A 15,661-nucleotide genomic window follows, 5' to 3' on the forward strand; every position below is an offset into this window, starting at 1 on the left:
TCCGGCCGCTCACTGGAAACCCCGGCGGCCCTGCAAACCGCCGGAATGGATGAAGATCAGGCGCGCACCCTTTTCGAATCTTCCGGCTTCGACTTGCTGCTTGAGCGCCAACAGGGCTTTGCCGGTGTACAGCGGTTCGAGGGGAATGCCGCTGGCCTGTTCGGTCTGATCGATGAACTCGAGCAACAGCGGATCGACTTTGGCAAAGCCGCCACGGCTGGCGTCGAACAATTCATAAGCGCGATTGTGTAAACCCGCCTCTTGCACAATTGATTCGACTTGCTGCGCCACACCATGATCGTCGGGCACCGCCAGCGCGCCATACACCGGGTGCTCACCCGCCTCGGCCAGCACCAGACCGGCCAGGGTCGTGCCCGTTCCGCAGGCCAGCCACCAGCCGTCGTAGTCGCTCCAGCCAAGACCGTTCAGTTGCTCGCTGACCATTGTCCTCAGCTGCAGACAGCCCTTGGCGCCCTGCAAACCGCCGCCACCTTCCGGCACCGGATGCAGATCCGGATACTGCGCCTGCCATGGCAGCCAGAAACCCGGCTCGTGCCGCGCTCGATAACCGCCATAACCCAGCCAATGCAACTGCATGCCGAACGCCTGCAAGTCTTTCACCGTCGGCGTTTCTTGCGGATGACCGCGCAGCAGGCCAACGGTGCGAAAACCAAAACGCTTACCCGCTGCCGCCAGTGCATGCAGATGATTGGAGTGGGCACCGCCCAGACTGATGATGCCTTTGGCACCGATCTGGTCAGCGGCTTTCAGGTGCTCGATGAGTTTGAACCACTTGTTGCCGCTGATCAGTGGGTCGATCTGGTCGAGGCGCAGGATCGCGACTTCGATGCTTGATCGGGTCAGCCAATCAAGATGAAGGGGTTCGAGGGGGGCCTGGGGCAGCCATTCGTTAGGCGGGAAAAGCATCGATGCCGGCTCTGGGTGAAGAGCCAGCATTCTAGTCGCTCTGAGGACGCCATCGCGAGCAAGCTCGCTCCCACACTCGATCCATGTCGCACCGAAGATCTACTGTGGGAGCGAGCTTGCTCGCGATGGCCATTGGCGCGCTCGACCTGCGTATTACAACTCGGCAGCCAGACGCGAACCCTGGTTGATCGCCCGCTTGGCATCCAATTCAGCCGCCACATCCGCGCCGCCAATCAAATGCACGTTCTGCCCGGCCGCCACCAGACCCTCCTGCAATTCACGCAGCGGATCCTGCCCGGCGCAGATCACGATGTTGTCCACCGGCAGCACTTGTGGCTCGCCAGTTTCGCCGATGCGGATGTGCAAACCTTCGTCGTCGATCTTCAGGTACTCAACGCTGTTGAGCATCTGCACCTGCTTGTTTTTCAGACCGGTGCGGTGAATCCAGCCGGTGGTTTTACCCAGGCCATCGCCGACCTTGGATTTCTTGCGCTGCAGCAGGAACACTTCACGTGCCGGTGCATGGGGTTCAGCCTTGATGCCGGCGACACCGCCGCGCGCTTGCAGATGCGTATCGATGCCCCATTCCTTCCAGAACGCCTCGCGATTCTGGCTGGTGGCCACGCCCTGGTGAACCAGGAACTCCGAGACATCGAATCCGATACCACCGGCACCAATCACCGCGACGCGTTTGCCCACCGGTTTGCGCTCAAGGATCACGTCCAGGTAGCTCAGCACCTTGGCGTTCTCGACACCCGGAATCGCCGGGGTTCTTGGAGCAATGCCGGTGGCGAGAATGATCTCGTCGTAACCGCCTTCGACCAGCTGTGCGACGTCGACGCGGGTGTTCAGGCACACCTCAACGTGGGTGGTCTGCAGTTTGCGGTTGAAGTAGCGCAGGGTTTCGAAGAACTCTTCCTTGCCCGGCACACGCTTGGCGATGTTGAACTGGCCACCGATTTCGCTGGCCGAATCGAACAGCGTCACCTGATGACCACGCTCAGCCGCCACGGTCGCCGCAGACAAACCCGCAGGACCGGCACCGACCACCGCGATTTTCTTGATCTGCTGCACCGGCAGGTAATTGAGTTCGGTTTCATGACAGGCGCGCGGGTTCACCAGGCAACTGGTCAACTTGCCGCCGAAGGTGTGGTCCAGACAGGCCTGGTTGCAACCGATGCAGGTGTTGATTTCATCGGCACGACCTTCAGCGGCCTTGTTGACGAAGTCCGGGTCGGCGAGGAACGGCCGCGCCATGGAGACCATGTCGGCATCGCCTTCGGCCAGAATCTGCTCGGCGACTTCCGGGGTGTTGATACGGTTGGTGGTGATCAGCGGAATACTCACCGAACCACGCAGCTTGGCCGTGACTTTGCTGAACGCGCCGCGCGGCACTTTGGTGGCAATGGTCGGGATCCGCGCTTCGTGCCAGCCGATGCCGGTGTTGATAATCGTTGCGCCGGCCTGTTCGATGGCCTTGGCCAACTGGACGATTTCTTCCCAGCTGCTACCGCCTTCCACCAGATCGAGCATCGACAGGCGGAAGATAATAATGAAATTCGGGCCTACCGCTTCGCGCACCCGGCGAACGATTTCCACCGGCAGGCGCATGCGGTTTTCGTAGCTGCCGCCCCAACGGTCGGTGCGGTGGTTGGTGTGGGCGGCGAGAAACTGGTTAATGAAATAACCTTCGGAGCCCATGATCTCGACGCCGTCGTACTCGGCCTGTTGCGCCAGGGTCGAGCAGGTGACGAAATCGCTGATCTGCTTCTCGATGCCTTCCTCGTCCAGCTCTTTAGGCTTGAACGGGTTGATCGGCGCCTGAATGGCGCTCGGCGCGACCTGTTTCGGGCTGTAGGCATAACGCCCGGCGTGAAGGATCTGCATGCAGATCTTGCCGCCCGCCTCGTGCACCGCGCGGGTGACGATCCGGTGTTTGAGCGCTTCTTCCTCGGTGGTCAGTTTGGCCGCGCCGGAGTACACCCCACCCTCGTCGTTCGGGCCAATACCGCCGGTGACCATCAGGCCAACGCCGCCACGGGCACGTTCGGCGAAGTACGCCGCCATGCGCTCGAAACCGCCGGGCTTTTCCTCAAGACCGGTGTGCATCGAACCCATCAGGGTACGGTTGCGCAGCGTGGTAAAACCCAGGTCCAGCGGGGCCAACAGGTGCGGGTAATGAGCGGCGGCCATCGGTAACTCCACATCGAGCGATCACGGAAAAAGTGCAGGAGCTCTGCGGCCCCCGTCAGTCATGTTGGACAGACTAAGAGTCGCGCCGCTGTCACTCAATGACCGTAACTGACAACTTATTGATCCAAATGTGCAGCGCCCCTTGGCAAGTGCCGGCATGCGCCCTACCCTAGTCGCGAATCCTGCACACGGCCGTTGACTGTTTACCCATGCGCAAACTTCTGTACCTGACCTTCTCCACGGCATTGATTGCCGCCCTTACGACCTACGCCATGTGGGCCGCGGACCGTCCGGTGGGTCATTACCTGTCGGACCTGCGCATCAACCTCGCGGTCGACCAAGGCACACCCGCCGATCGCGGCAACTTGCTGGGCATCCAGCCCGAGCTGTTTCCCACCGACTATCAAAGCCCCGAGCGCCTGCACCGCAAGTTGGCGGCCTATTTGCAGAAGGCCCAGGACCAGGGCCTGCTGAACGAAAAAACCATCGTCGTCCTGCCCGAACATGTCGGCACCTGGTTGATGGTCAGCGGCGAGAAAGATGAGCTGTACCAGGCGACCACGCTCAAGGAAGCCATGAACTGGCTGGCGGTCAGTAACCCACTGAAGTTCGTCCGCGCACTGATCAGCGCCAAGGGCGACAAACGTCTGGACGACGCGCACCTGCGCATGAAGGCCAAAGGCATGGCCAAGGACTACCAGGCGCTGTTCGGTGGTCTGGCGAAAGAATTCCACGTGACGTTGGTGGCGGGCTCCATCGTGCTACCCGAGCCCAGCATCATCGACGGCACCCTGAAAATCGGCCGCGGCGCGTTGTACAACAGCAGCGTGGTATTCGGTCGCGATGGCTTGCCGATCGGCCAACCCCAGCGCCAGATGCACCCGATTTTCGATGAACATGAAGTCATCGCCGCCAATGGCGAGCATACGCTCAACGTCGTCGACACCCCGGCCGGACGCCTGGGTGTGCTGATCGGCAGCGACAGTTGGTACCCGGACAATTACCGCAAGCTCGACGACCAGGGAGCGCAGTTCGTCGCGGTCCCGGCGTTTGTGATCGGGCGCGGCACCTGGGACAAACCGTGGGGCGGTTACAAGGGTCTGTCGACGCCTGACTCCGTCAGTCTCAAGGCCGGGGAGCTCAGCGAAGGCCAGGCCTGGCATCGTCTGACCCTCACCGCTCAACCGCCCAGCAGCCAGGCAATCGCCGGCATGAGCGTGTTCCTGCGCGGTCAGTTCTGGGATCAGGGCAGCGCCGGTCAAAGTTTTCTCAGCAGCAACGGGCAGCAGTTCGCCGACGGCAATGCCCGCGGCGCGCGATTGCTGAACCTCTGGTTGTAACCGATGAAACCGTTGCCGATGCGCCTCGGCGATCTGTCGGTCGGCTTTGTTCATAGCCTGGCCGACGCCGTGCGCAGCCATGGTGTAGACCCTCAGCCGTTGCTCGAACAATACGGCCTCGACACGGCTCGCCTAAGCGAAGCGAGCGCCCGGCTCTCGATCCCGCGCTACATGCGCCTGGGTCACAGCGCCATTCAACTGACCGACAACCCGGCACTTGGCTTGCGCATGGGTCAGCTCAGTCGCCTGAGCCAGGTCGGCCTGGCCGGGGTCACGGCCGCTCAGGCGCCAACGGTGCGAGAAGCCGCGCGGTGCCTGATTCGTTTCGAAGCCTTGTATGGCTCCAACTATCGCGGTCAATCGAGCTTTCACGAAGACGCCCAAGGCGCCTGGCTGCGGTTTTATTCCATCAGCCCTTACAACGCCTACAACCGCTTCGTGGTGGACTCGATCATCGCTGGCTGGTTGCAGCAATTGTCCAGCATCAGCCCTGCCCCTTTAAGGGCCGAACGCATCGAGATCGAGTTCGACGAGCCGGATTACCGAACGGCTTATGAGGTGCTGGGCGACTGCCCGATCCAGTTTGGCGGCGAGCACAATCAACTGCGCTTGAGCCTTGCCAGCCTCGCCCAGCGCAACCCGGAACATTGCCCGAGCACCTGGCGACACTTGCTGCAACTGTGTGAACGGGAGCTGGAGCAACTGACACGCACCCGCAGCCTGCGTGAACGCATCACTCAGCTACTGGGGCCATTGCTCAATGGTGGCCGGGAACCCGACCTGGAAGAAGTGGCGGCACGCCTGAAGCTGCCAACCTGGACCTTGCGCCGCAAACTCGCCGAGGAAGGCACGCAATTTCGCGCGATCCTCAATGACACGCGTCGCGACCTGGCCATGACCTACATCCGCGATACCGAACTGGCGTTCGGAGAAATCGCCTACCTGCTGGGCTTTGCCTCAGCCGAAGCCTTTCAAAGGGCCTTCAAACGCTGGAGCGGCCAGACTCCCGGCGAGTTTCGCCGCAGTCATCGCCAATCCGCTTGACGCTTACAGCTCGGTAGCGTCTTCGGCCGGTTCCAGCGGGTCCAGTTCAAACGCCTGATACTCGAGCAGCTCTTCTTGATAATCGTCCATTTTGAATCCCCCACAGCTCGTTGAAAAAAACGCCTGAATAAATGACCAGCGCCCCGAGCATAAAGTGCCCACGTGAAAGAAAAATGACGCAGGCACGCCGCTCAGCGGCTACTTAATAAAACGTAGCAGGCCGTCAGGAATTTATCACAGGATTTTTTCGATACCGGCCGTAGGACAACGGCCTGGGTTGATGCGGATCAATTTAAAAGCCGCTGCGGGATCGGTGTCGACTGACCCGATCCCGCAGCGTCAGAGCACGATTACTGGCCTGATACAGGAATGGCCGAAATAGGCTCGGTGGGTGGAGGCAGGCTTGATTGGGGCGGCGGAGTGACGGTTTCCGTGGTCGATGCCGGCTCGGTATTCCCGGCCGGAGCAATCGGAGCGGCTTCAGGCGGCGGTGCAACCGGCTCAGAGGCTGCTGGAGCAGCTTCGGCAGGTGCCGGCGCAGGTTCTGCCGCAGACGGCGCCAACGGAGCCGGTGCAACCTTGGCTTCAGGCACGCCGAGATCGGGTTTCGGCTTATCCTTGATGTGCGCGGCCTTTTTCGCTTCCGGCGGCAGGAACAACTCGACCAGGGTGAAGAACCGCTCGTAGAACTTGGGCGACGATACGGTTTCGCTGGCAACCTTGACCATCGAGTCGTCGGACGAGCCGATCGGCATCGACACAGAACCCAGCACGCCTACACCAACGCTGGCGGAGTTGTTGGTCTTCTTCAGCGCATAACGGTCCTGCAGGGCGTTGGCGAACATCGTCGCGTGGTGCCCTTCACTGCCGTCATCGGCACAGACCACACTGAAGCTGATCTCCATGTGGGTTTCGCCGGTCTGCTGGAAGCTTTTGTGTCCGCTGACCAGTTTCGGGTCGGCGCTGGTGATGATGTAGCCCTGGCTGAGCAACGCCCGACGGGCGGCTTCGCACGTCTGCGCATCCGTCACCGGGTAGCTGCGCGAAAACGTTCCGGAGTCATCGAAGTTCTCATGCTCGTAGATAGGGGCTTTCTTCGACGAGCAGCCGGCCGCGGCGGCCAGCACCAACGCCAGCCCTGCAACACGCATGGGAAATGATTTAAACATTGAACATCCTGAGGAAAACGGTCCGGGGCGTATTGTGCAACAGATCGATGCTTAGCGGAGTATCGATTAGTGTCTTAAAACAGTTACAAGTCTACTGACTGTCATTTACAGGAAAAAGTCGCTCGATAAACACTCAGGCGACGGGTAACCCGCGCTGCTTTTGTTTCGCCCATAAAAAACCCCAGCCTTTCGGCCGGGGTCTTTGTGTAGCACAACACTCAGTCAGGCATCAGAAGCGTTTGATCTCAGCCTGGCTTTCCAGCTGTTTGCGGTAGGCCGCAAAGTCTTGCTGGCCAATGCGCGAAGCGAGGAAGCGACGGTATTGAGCCTTCTCTTCTTCGGTCGGCGCAGCAGCTTCGTTCACGCCGTTCAGACGCACAATCACCAGGCTACCATCGGCCAGGGTCACGCTGCTGAAGGTCGGCTTGTCCTTGGCGACAGGCTTGGGCATGCGGAACAGCGCCTGCAGCACGGTTGGGTCAACCCCTTCCTGGCCACGAGTGGCTGCCTGGGTCACTTTCCAGCTCTGACCGTCGATCGCCTTGTCCAGCGCAGTCTTGCCATCGCGCAGGCTGACAATCAGCTCTTCAGCCTTGGTCTTGGCGGCAGAACTGGCGTGTTCCTTGGCCAATTGCACGCGAATACTGGCAGCTACGCTTTCCAGCGGTAGTTGCGCAGGTTTCAGGTGCTCCTTGGCGCGCAACACGATCACGGTTTCCGGATCGAGCTCGATAGCGGTGCTGTTGGCACCCTCATCCAGCACTTCAGGGCTGAACGCCGCAGTGACCACGGCACGGTTGGCCGCAACACCGTCGCCACCTTCACGGCCGAACGGTTTGGACGTATGAACAGTGAGCTTCAGGTCCTGCGCCGGCTGAACCAGATCGGAGGCTTCGAACGACGAGTCTTCCAGTTGCTTGGTCGCCTCGACGAAACGCTGCTCGACCTGCTGGGTTTTCAGCTCACGGGTCAGCTTGTCTTTCAGGCTGGCGAGCGTCGGCACTTCAGGCGCTTCGACACCCAACAGCTTGATCAGGTGGAAACCGAAGTCGGTGCGAACCGGCGCCGAGACCTGATCCTTGGCCAACGCATACAGCGCTGTTTCGAAGGCTGGATCGTAGACACCAGGACCGGCATAGCCGAGGTCACCGCCGTTGTTCGCCGAACCAGGATCCTGGGAGAACTCCTTGGCCAGAGCTTCGAACTTCTCGCCTTTTGCCAGGCGTGCCTGGATCTCTTCGATCTTGGCCTTGGCTTGCGCTTCGGTCGCCTTGTCGTTCACTTCGATCAGAATGTGCGCGGCCCGGCGTTGTTCCGACAGGTTCGCGGTTTCTTTCTGATACGCCGCTTGCAGGTCTTCGTCTTTGACGCTGACCTGATCAAAGAAGGAAGCCTTCTTCAACTCGAGGTAATCAATGACCACCTGATCCGGCGTCATGAATTCCTTGGCGTGTTCGTCGTAGTAGGCTTTGACTTCATCGTCGGTCAGCTTCACAGCCGCCGGGTCGACCTTGACGTTCAAGGAAGCGAAATCGCGGGTCTGTTTTTCCAGACGGGCGAATGCCAGAACCTGTGCGTCGGTGACGAAACCGCTACCTGCCAGACCAGCGCGCAGCTGACCGATCAGCATTTCCTGAGCCAGCATCTGGCGGAATTGCATGCGGCTGTAGCCGAGTTGGCGAATAACCTGGTCGAAACGCTCAGGGCTGAACTTGCCATCAACCTGGAATTCAGGCGTTTGCAGGATCACCTGGTCCAAAGCAGCTTCGGAAAAAGCGAACTTCGAGTTTTCTGCGCCTTGCAGCAGCAGCTTGCGATCGATCAAGCCTTTGAGGGCCGATTCGCGCAGCATTTTTTCGTCGAGTAAGGAAGCATCGAAATCCTTGCCCAGCTGTTGCATGAGCTGACGGCGTTGCATATCGACCGCCTGGCTCAGCTCGTTCTGGCTGATTTCTTCACCATTGACCTTGGCCGCATCATTACGATGCGTAGTGGCCTTGAAGATGGCGTCGAAACCGGTCAAAGCCATCAGTGCAACGATGACCCCGATAATGGTCTTGGCAATCCAGCCTTGTGAATTGTCCCTGATATTCTGCAGCATGCGTCCCCCAGAAACGGTTGAACTTCAAAATTAGGCAACCGTGGAGCGTGGGTAGAATCCGGATAGAAGAAAGGCGCATCCGAGGATGCGCCTTCTCGTAACTGGCGGAGCGGACCGATGACTCGAACTTGCGAGCCTCGGTGTCTCGGATCGGCGACTCGCCGACTGGACTACCGCTCCGCTGCCAGGTCAGGCATGACCCCGACCCGGATAGGCAAAAACCTGAATCGAACTTAGTTGACAGCTTCTTTCAGTGCTTTACCGGCTTTGAAACCTGGTTTTTTAGCAGCTGCGATTTCCAGCGTCTTACCGGTCTGTGGGTTACGACCAATGCGAGCTGGACGATCAGTTACGGAGAAAGTACCGAAACCAACCAGAACAACAGAGTCGCCAGCCTTGAGAGCGCCAGTGACGGATTCGATTACAGCGTCCAGCGCACGGCCAGCAGCAGCTTTCGGGATATCAGCGGATGCAGCGATAGCATCAATCAGTTCCGACTTGTTCACTCTAAGTCCCCTTATATCTATTTTGAGTATGATTCTAAGTTTTTTGGTGAAAGCAAAAACGAGTGCTGAATGGCCTACAGACACTTAAGAGCCGCTTTATAACAAGGGCTCTAAAAAGCTGTCAACAAGCCACCCAGGCAAATGCGTACTAATGCGTGCTAATTCTTTCCTTAGAGTCAGACTCGCGTTTTTCATCCTTTGCAACTATCTCTGGAGCTACATCTGGCAAGGGCTCCGGCGCGTATTGCAGCGCAATTTGCAGGACCTCGTCAATCCATTTAACCGGTTTAATCTGCAGATCTTGCTTGATATTGTCAGGAATTTCCTTCAGATCGCGTACGTTCTCTTCAGGAATGATCACGGTCTTGATTCCGCCACGGTGAGCAGCGAGCAGTTTTTCTTTCAAACCGCCAATCGCCAGCACCTGACCACGCAGCGTAATTTCGCCAGTCATCGCAACGTCCGCGCGCACAGGGATCCCGGTCAATGCCGACACCAGAGCCGTGCACATGCCCACACCGGCGCTAGGGCCGTCCTTCGGGGTCGCCCCTTCCGGCATGTGGATGTGCGTGTCGCGCTTCTCGTGGAAGTCCAGGGGAATCCCCAGGCTCTTCGCGCGACTGCGAACAACAGTCAGGGCCGCAGTGATCGATTCGACCATGACGTCACCCAAAGAACCGGTCTTGATCAACTGGCCTTTACCCGGCACGACGGCGGCTTCGATGGTCAGCAATTCGCCACCCACCTGAGTCCACGCCAGCCCGGTAACCTGACCGATCTGATCCTGCGATTCGGCCAGACCGTAGCGGAATTTGCGCACGCCCAGGAAGTGTTCCAGCATCTCGGCAGAGACCTTCACCGAGAAGCGTTTTTCCATTGCATGCTCTTTGACCGCCTTGCGGCAAACCTTGGCAATCTGGCGCTCCAGCCCACGTACACCGGCTTCGCGGGTGTAGTAGCGGATGATGTCACGGATCGCTTCGGCGTCGAATTCAAGCTCGCCTTTTTTCAAACCATTGGCAGTAATCTGCTTTGGCGAAAGGTATTTGACGGCGATGTTGATCTTTTCGTCTTCGGTGTAACCCGGCAGACGAATCACTTCCATCCGGTCCAGCAAGGCTGGTGGAATGTTCATGGAGTTCGAGGTGCAAAGGAACATCACATCGGACAGGTCGTAGTCGACTTCCAGATAGTGATCGTTGAAGTTGTGGTTCTGCTCAGGGTCGAGCACTTCCAGCAACGCCGACGCCGGATCGCCACGCATGTCGCTGCCCATTTTGTCGATTTCATCGAGCAGGAACAGCGGGTTGCGGACACCCACTTTTGTCATCTTTTGAATCAATCTTCCTGGCATCGAACCGATATAAGTACGGCGATGACCACGAATTTCCGCTTCATCACGCACGCCACCGAGGGCCATGCGCACGAATTTGCGGTTAGTGGCGTGAGCAATCGACTCCGCCAGAGAGGTTTTACCCACCCCAGGAGGACCGACCAGGCACAACACCGGACCACGAATTTTCTTCACTCGCTTCTGCACGGCGAGGTATTCGAGGATCCGCTCTTTGACTTCTTCCAGACCATAGTGGTCTGCATCGAGAATGTCTTCAGCGCGCGCCAGGTCCAGACGCACTTTGCTCTGCGCCTTCCACGGCACCTGAACCAGCCAGTCAATATACGAGCGCACCACGGTCGCTTCCGCAGACATTGGCGACATTTGTTTTAACTTGTTCAGTTCGCCCTGGGCTTTGGCCAAGGCGTCTTTCGGCAGACCGGCGGCATCGATGCGCTTTTTCAGCTCTTCGATTTCGTTGTGGCCTTCGTCGCTGTCGCCGAGCTCTTTCTGAATGGCCTTCATCTGCTCATTCAGGTAGTACTCGCGCTGGCTGCGCTCCATTTGTTTTTTGACGCGACCGCGAATGCGTTTTTCGACTTGCAGCAGGTCGATCTCGGCATCCAGCAACGCCAGAACGTGCTCGACCCGGGCCGACAAATCGATGATTTCGAGGATTTCCTGCTTCTGCTCGATCTTCAGGGCCATGTGTGCGGCCATGGTGTCGACCAGGCGGCCTGGTTCGTCGATGCTGTTGAGCGACGACAGGACTTCAGCCGGGACTTTCTTGCCCAGCTGCACATATTGTTCGAACTGAGCCAGCAGGCTGCGTACGAATACTTCCGACTCGCGCTCTGGCGCGTCGACTTCGTCGATCAATGAGACTTCGGCACGGCAGTGGCCGTCCACTTCGCTGAAACGCTCAACGGCGCCCCGCTGCTCACCTTCAACCAAAACCTTGACCGTGCCGTCAGGCAGCTTGAGCAGCTGCAGAACGGTAGCAATGGTACCTACGCGATAAAGTGCATCTTCACCGGGATCGTCGTCAGCAGGGTTTCTCTGAGCCAGCAGAAGGATCTGCTTGTCGCCCGTCATCGCTGCCTCGAGGGCTTCGATGGATTTCTCGCGCCCCACGAACAGCGGGATAACCATGTGCGGATAAACCACAACATCACGCAATGGCAGGAGAGGCAATTCGATGGTTGTCTTCATGATTTCGCCTCTACGGCGGCCATAAGGCCGTAAACAGATGGAAGTGAGCTTGAAACCAAGATGGGGGCTACCTTCAAAAAAAACAAGCTTAAAGAAGGTGTTAAAACGCGCAAAAAGCAAAGGGGCCCGAAGGCCCCTTCTTTATTCCAGCAGCGTGACGCTTAGGCGTCTGGCGCTGCCTTGGCAGCCGGCTCACTGTTTTCGTAGATATACAGTGGCTTGGACTTGCCTTCTATAACGCTTTCGTCGATCACTACTTTACTCACCTCGGACTGCGAGGGGATTTCATACATAGTGTCGAGCAATACACCTTCGAGAATCGAACGCAGTCCACGGGCACCGGTTTTGCGTTCCAGGGCACGTTTGGCGACCGATTTCAGCGCGTCGGCCCGGAATTCCAGGTCCACACCTTCCATCTCGAACAGCTTGGCATACTGTTTGGTCAGAGCATTTTTCGGCTCGGTGAGAATCTGCATCAGCGCAGCCTCATCAAGCTCGTCCAGCGTGGCAAGTACCGGCAGACGACCGACGAATTCCGGGATCAGACCGAACTTGACCAGATCGTCAGGCTCGACTTCACGCAGGGACTCACCGACTTTCTTGCCTTCTTCCTTGCTGCGCACTTCCGCGTTGAAACCGATGCCGCCCTTGGTGGAACGGTTTTGAATAACCTTTTCCAGACCGGAGAACGCACCACCGCAGATGAACAGGATGTTACGGGTGTCGACCTGAAGGAATTCCTGCTGCGGATGCTTGCGACCACCTTGAGGCGGAACGGAAGCGACCGTGCCTTCGATCAACTTGAGCAGGGCCTGCTGCACGCCTTCACCGGAAACGTCCCGGGTGATCGACGGGTTGTCAGATTTGCGCGAGATCTTGTCGATCTCATCGATGTAGACAATACCCATCTGGGCCTTTTCTACGTCGTAATCGCACTTCTGCAGCAGCTTCTGAATGATGTTTTCGACATCTTCACCCACGTAACCTGCCTCGGTGAGGGTGGTTGCGTCGGCGATGGTGAACGGAACGTTCAGCAAGCGGGCCAGTGTTTCGGCAAGCAGGGTTTTACCCGAGCCTGTCGGGCCGATCAGCAAGATGTTGCTCTTGCCGAGTTCGACATCGTCATTCTTTTTGTCACGCTGGTTCAGGCGCTTGTAGTGGTTGTACACCGCTACGGCCAGAACCTTTTTCGCACGCTCCTGACCAATCACGTACTGATCAAGGATGCCGCTGATTTCTTTAGGCGAAGGCAATTTATGCGCGCTGCTTTCGGCCTGGGCTTCCTGCACCTCCTCACGGATGATGTCATTGCACAGGTCGACGCACTCGTCGCAGATAAAGACCGAGGGGCCGGCAATCAATTTGCGCACTTCATGCTGGCTTTTGCCACAGAAGGAGCAATAGAGCAGCTTGCCGTTGTCCTCGCCGTTGCGGGTGTCAGTCATTCGTTCGATCCAAATCCGATAGGCTTGCAACACAAGATGAAGGCTATTGCGGGCTTTTTCAAGCCCGCGAGTGATCGGACGCGCCGACCAACCTTATTTTGAGCTGCTTAATTTAAGCGGGGCGCTGGCTGATCACTTCATCGATCAACCCGTATTCACGCGCTGCTTCTGCACTCATGAAATTATCGCGGTTGGTATCGCGCTCGATTTCTTCAAGAGTGTGCCCGCTATGCTTGGCCATCAGCGTGTTGAGACGCTCACGAATGAAGAGGATTTCCTTGGCATGGATTTCGATATCCGAAGCCTGGCCCTGGAAACCGCCCAGTGGCTGGTGAATCATCACACGTGAGTTCGGCAGGCAGTAACGCTTGCCAGCGGCACCGGCCGTCAGTAGAAACGCACCCATGCTGCACGCTTGACCGATACAGGTGGTCGACACGTTTGGCTTGATGAACTGCATGGTGTCATAGATCGACATGCCCGCCGTCACCGAACCGCCCGGGGAGTTGATATAGAGATGGATGTCCTTGTCCGGGTTTTCCGCTTCAAGGAACAGCAGTTGCGCACAGATCAGGTTGGCCATGTAGTCCTCTACCGGACCAACCAGAAAGATCACGCGCTCCTTGAGAAGGCGCGAGTAGATGTCATAGGCGCGCTCGCCACGAGCAGACTGCTCGACAACCATCGGGACCAGGCCGCCTGCGGCCTGGATATCAGAGTTCTGCTGAATATACGAATTACGGAACATGCTCTGCAGTCACTCCCAAATAGTTATGTCTTGAATACGCATAAGCCAGCACGAAGGCTGGCTTATGGTGTGTGCTTCTTACCGCAAAAACGATCAGTCGGCTTGTGGAGCTTCTACCGGCTTGACTGCTTCTTCGTAAGAGACCGATTTGTCGGTCACGCTAGCTTTCTGCAGAACAGTATCCACAACTTGCTCTTCCAGCACAACCGAACGGACTTCGTTCAATTGCTGGTCGTTCTTGTAGTACCAAGACACAACCTGCTCAGGCTCCTGGTAAGCCGAAGCCATTTCCTGAATCATTTCACGAACGCGGGCTTCGTCAGGCTTGAGGTCGAATTGCTTGACCACTTCAGCCACGATCAGACCCAGCACAACGCGGCGCTTGGCTTGCTCTTCGAACAGCTCGGCCGGCAGTTGCTCAGGCTTGATGTTGCCACCGAACTGCTGAACAGCCTGCACGCGCAGACGGTCAACTTCGTTGGACAACAGAGCCTTAGGCACTTCGATCGGGTTGGTGGCCAGCAGACCGTCCATTACCTGATTCTTGACCTTGGATTTGATCGCCTGACGCAGTTCACGCTCCATGTTCTTGCGAACTTCGGTGCGGAAGCCTTCCAGACCCGTTTCCTTGATGCCGAATTGAGCGAAGAATTCTTCGGTCAGTTCTGGCAGTTTTGGCTCGGAAACAGTGTTCACGGTCACGGTGAACTCAGCAGTTTTGCCTGCCAGGTCGAGGTTCTGATAGTCCTCTGGGAAGGTCAGGTTCAGAACGCGCTCTTCGCCGGCTTTAGCGCCAACCAGACCGTCTTCAAAGCCAGGGATCATGCGGCCGGAACCCAGAACCAGCTGAGTACCTTTGGCGGAACCGCCAGCGAACACTTCACCGTCGACCTTGCCAACGAAATCGATGTTCAGCTGGTCTTCGTTTTGAGCAGCGCGATCGGCCACTTCGAAACGGGTGTTCTGCTTGCGCAGCACTTCCAGCATTTTGTCCAGATCGGCATCAGCCACGTCAGCGCTCAGGCGCTCAACCGCGATACCTTCGAAACCGGCAACGGTGAACTCAGGGAACACTTCGAAAATCGCGACGTATTCCAGGTCTTTGCCAGCTTCCAGCGATTTCGGCTCGATCGAAGGAGCGCCAGCCGGGTTCAGCTTTTGTTCAACAACAGCTTCGTAGAAAGAAGACTGGATCACGTCGCCAACAGCTTCCTGACGTGCATCAGCACCGAAACGGCGCTTGATTTCACTCATTGGCACTTTGCCTGGACGGAAGCCAGCAATCTTGGCCTTTTGGGCAGTCTGCTGCAGACGCTTGTTGACCTGAGTCTCGATGCGCTCAGCCGGCACGGTGATGCTCATGCGGCGCTCAAGAGCAGAAGTATTTTCAACAGAAACTTGCATGGATATTCCTCGTTGCACAGACGTTAGCCGGCCGTTTCCGACCCCAGAATCAAGGGCATGCATTCTAGTGGGTCAAACTCAAGAAGTCACCCTACTGAAAACGGGTAAAAAAGCAGCAGGCAATTTATAGGCGGGGACAAACGGTTGTGCCTCGCCCTGTTAGCAAATACAGCCAATCATGCCAGGGCTCTGCACCAATCCTTCTATATATAGAAGGCATCGGCAATCCATCCCTGACA

11 protein-coding genes are annotated in these 15,661 nt (G+C 57.7%); 2 read left to right on the forward strand and 9 right to left on the reverse strand.

Annotated features, from left to right (window positions below; all coding sequences use genetic code 11):
- Positions 1–9: 9 nt before the first annotated feature.
- Positions 10–927 (reverse strand): 1-aminocyclopropane-1-carboxylate deaminase/D-cysteine desulfhydrase, encoded by a 918-nt coding sequence (locus ACYZTZ_RS18365; RefSeq protein ID WP_461999259.1) that lies wholly within the window; start codon positions 925–927, stop codon positions 10–12.
- A 153-nt stretch (positions 928–1,080) separates the two neighbouring features.
- Complete coding sequence (locus ACYZTZ_RS18370) at positions 1,081–3,120, reverse strand: oxidoreductase (RefSeq protein WP_461999260.1); 2,040 nt, start codon at positions 3,118–3,120, stop codon at positions 1,081–1,083.
- Between the two features lie 209 nt (positions 3,121–3,329).
- Here ACYZTZ_RS18370 and ACYZTZ_RS18375 point away from each other — a divergent pair, with 209 nt between their 5' ends.
- Together ACYZTZ_RS18375 and ACYZTZ_RS18380 are read left to right on the forward strand one after the other, a co-directional pair.
- On the forward strand, positions 3,330–4,460 hold the full coding sequence (locus tag ACYZTZ_RS18375) for a carbon-nitrogen hydrolase family protein (RefSeq protein WP_461999261.1): 1,131 nt from the start codon (positions 3,330–3,332) through the stop codon (positions 4,458–4,460).
- Between the two features lie 3 nt (positions 4,461–4,463).
- Positions 4,464–5,504: an AraC family transcriptional regulator gene (locus ACYZTZ_RS18380; RefSeq protein WP_461999262.1), complete on the forward strand. Its 1,041-nt coding sequence runs from the start codon at positions 4,464–4,466 to the stop codon at positions 5,502–5,504.
- Between the two features lie 350 nt (positions 5,505–5,854).
- Here the strand turns inward: ACYZTZ_RS18380 and ACYZTZ_RS18385 are convergent, their stop codons facing one another.
- From ACYZTZ_RS18385 to tig, 7 genes are all read right to left on the reverse strand, one after another.
- Positions 5,855–6,673, reverse strand: a complete 819-nt coding sequence (locus tag ACYZTZ_RS18385; RefSeq protein ID WP_461999263.1) for a DUF2242 domain-containing protein — start codon at positions 6,671–6,673, stop codon at positions 5,855–5,857.
- Positions 6,674–6,902: 229 nt separating this feature from the next.
- Complete coding sequence (locus ACYZTZ_RS18390) at positions 6,903–8,774, reverse strand: SurA N-terminal domain-containing protein (RefSeq protein ID WP_461999264.1); 1,872 nt, start codon at positions 8,772–8,774, stop codon at positions 6,903–6,905.
- Positions 8,775–9,007: 233 nt separating this feature from the next.
- Positions 9,008–9,280, reverse strand: coding sequence for an HU family DNA-binding protein (locus tag ACYZTZ_RS18395; protein ID WP_002552737.1), 273 nt, complete (start codon positions 9,278–9,280; stop codon positions 9,008–9,010).
- A 148-nt stretch (positions 9,281–9,428) separates the two neighbouring features.
- Positions 9,429–11,825, reverse strand: a complete 2,397-nt coding sequence (lon, locus tag ACYZTZ_RS18400) for an endopeptidase La (protein WP_461999265.1) — start codon at positions 11,823–11,825, stop codon at positions 9,429–9,431.
- 161 nt (positions 11,826–11,986) lie between these two features.
- Positions 11,987–13,270, reverse strand: a complete 1,284-nt coding sequence (clpX, locus tag ACYZTZ_RS18405; RefSeq protein ID WP_007946893.1) for an ATP-dependent Clp protease ATP-binding subunit ClpX — start codon at positions 13,268–13,270, stop codon at positions 11,987–11,989.
- Between the two features lie 112 nt (positions 13,271–13,382).
- Positions 13,383–14,018, reverse strand: coding sequence for an ATP-dependent Clp endopeptidase proteolytic subunit ClpP (gene clpP, locus ACYZTZ_RS18410; RefSeq protein WP_033057292.1), 636 nt, complete (start codon positions 14,016–14,018; stop codon positions 13,383–13,385).
- Positions 14,019–14,111: 93 nt separating this feature from the next.
- Positions 14,112–15,422 (reverse strand): trigger factor, encoded by a 1,311-nt coding sequence (gene tig, locus ACYZTZ_RS18415; protein WP_046047576.1) that lies wholly within the window; start codon positions 15,420–15,422, stop codon positions 14,112–14,114.
- Between the last annotated feature and the right edge of the window lie 239 nt (positions 15,423–15,661).

The sequence above is a fragment of the Pseudomonas sp. LB3P58 genome (assembly GCF_054897895.1).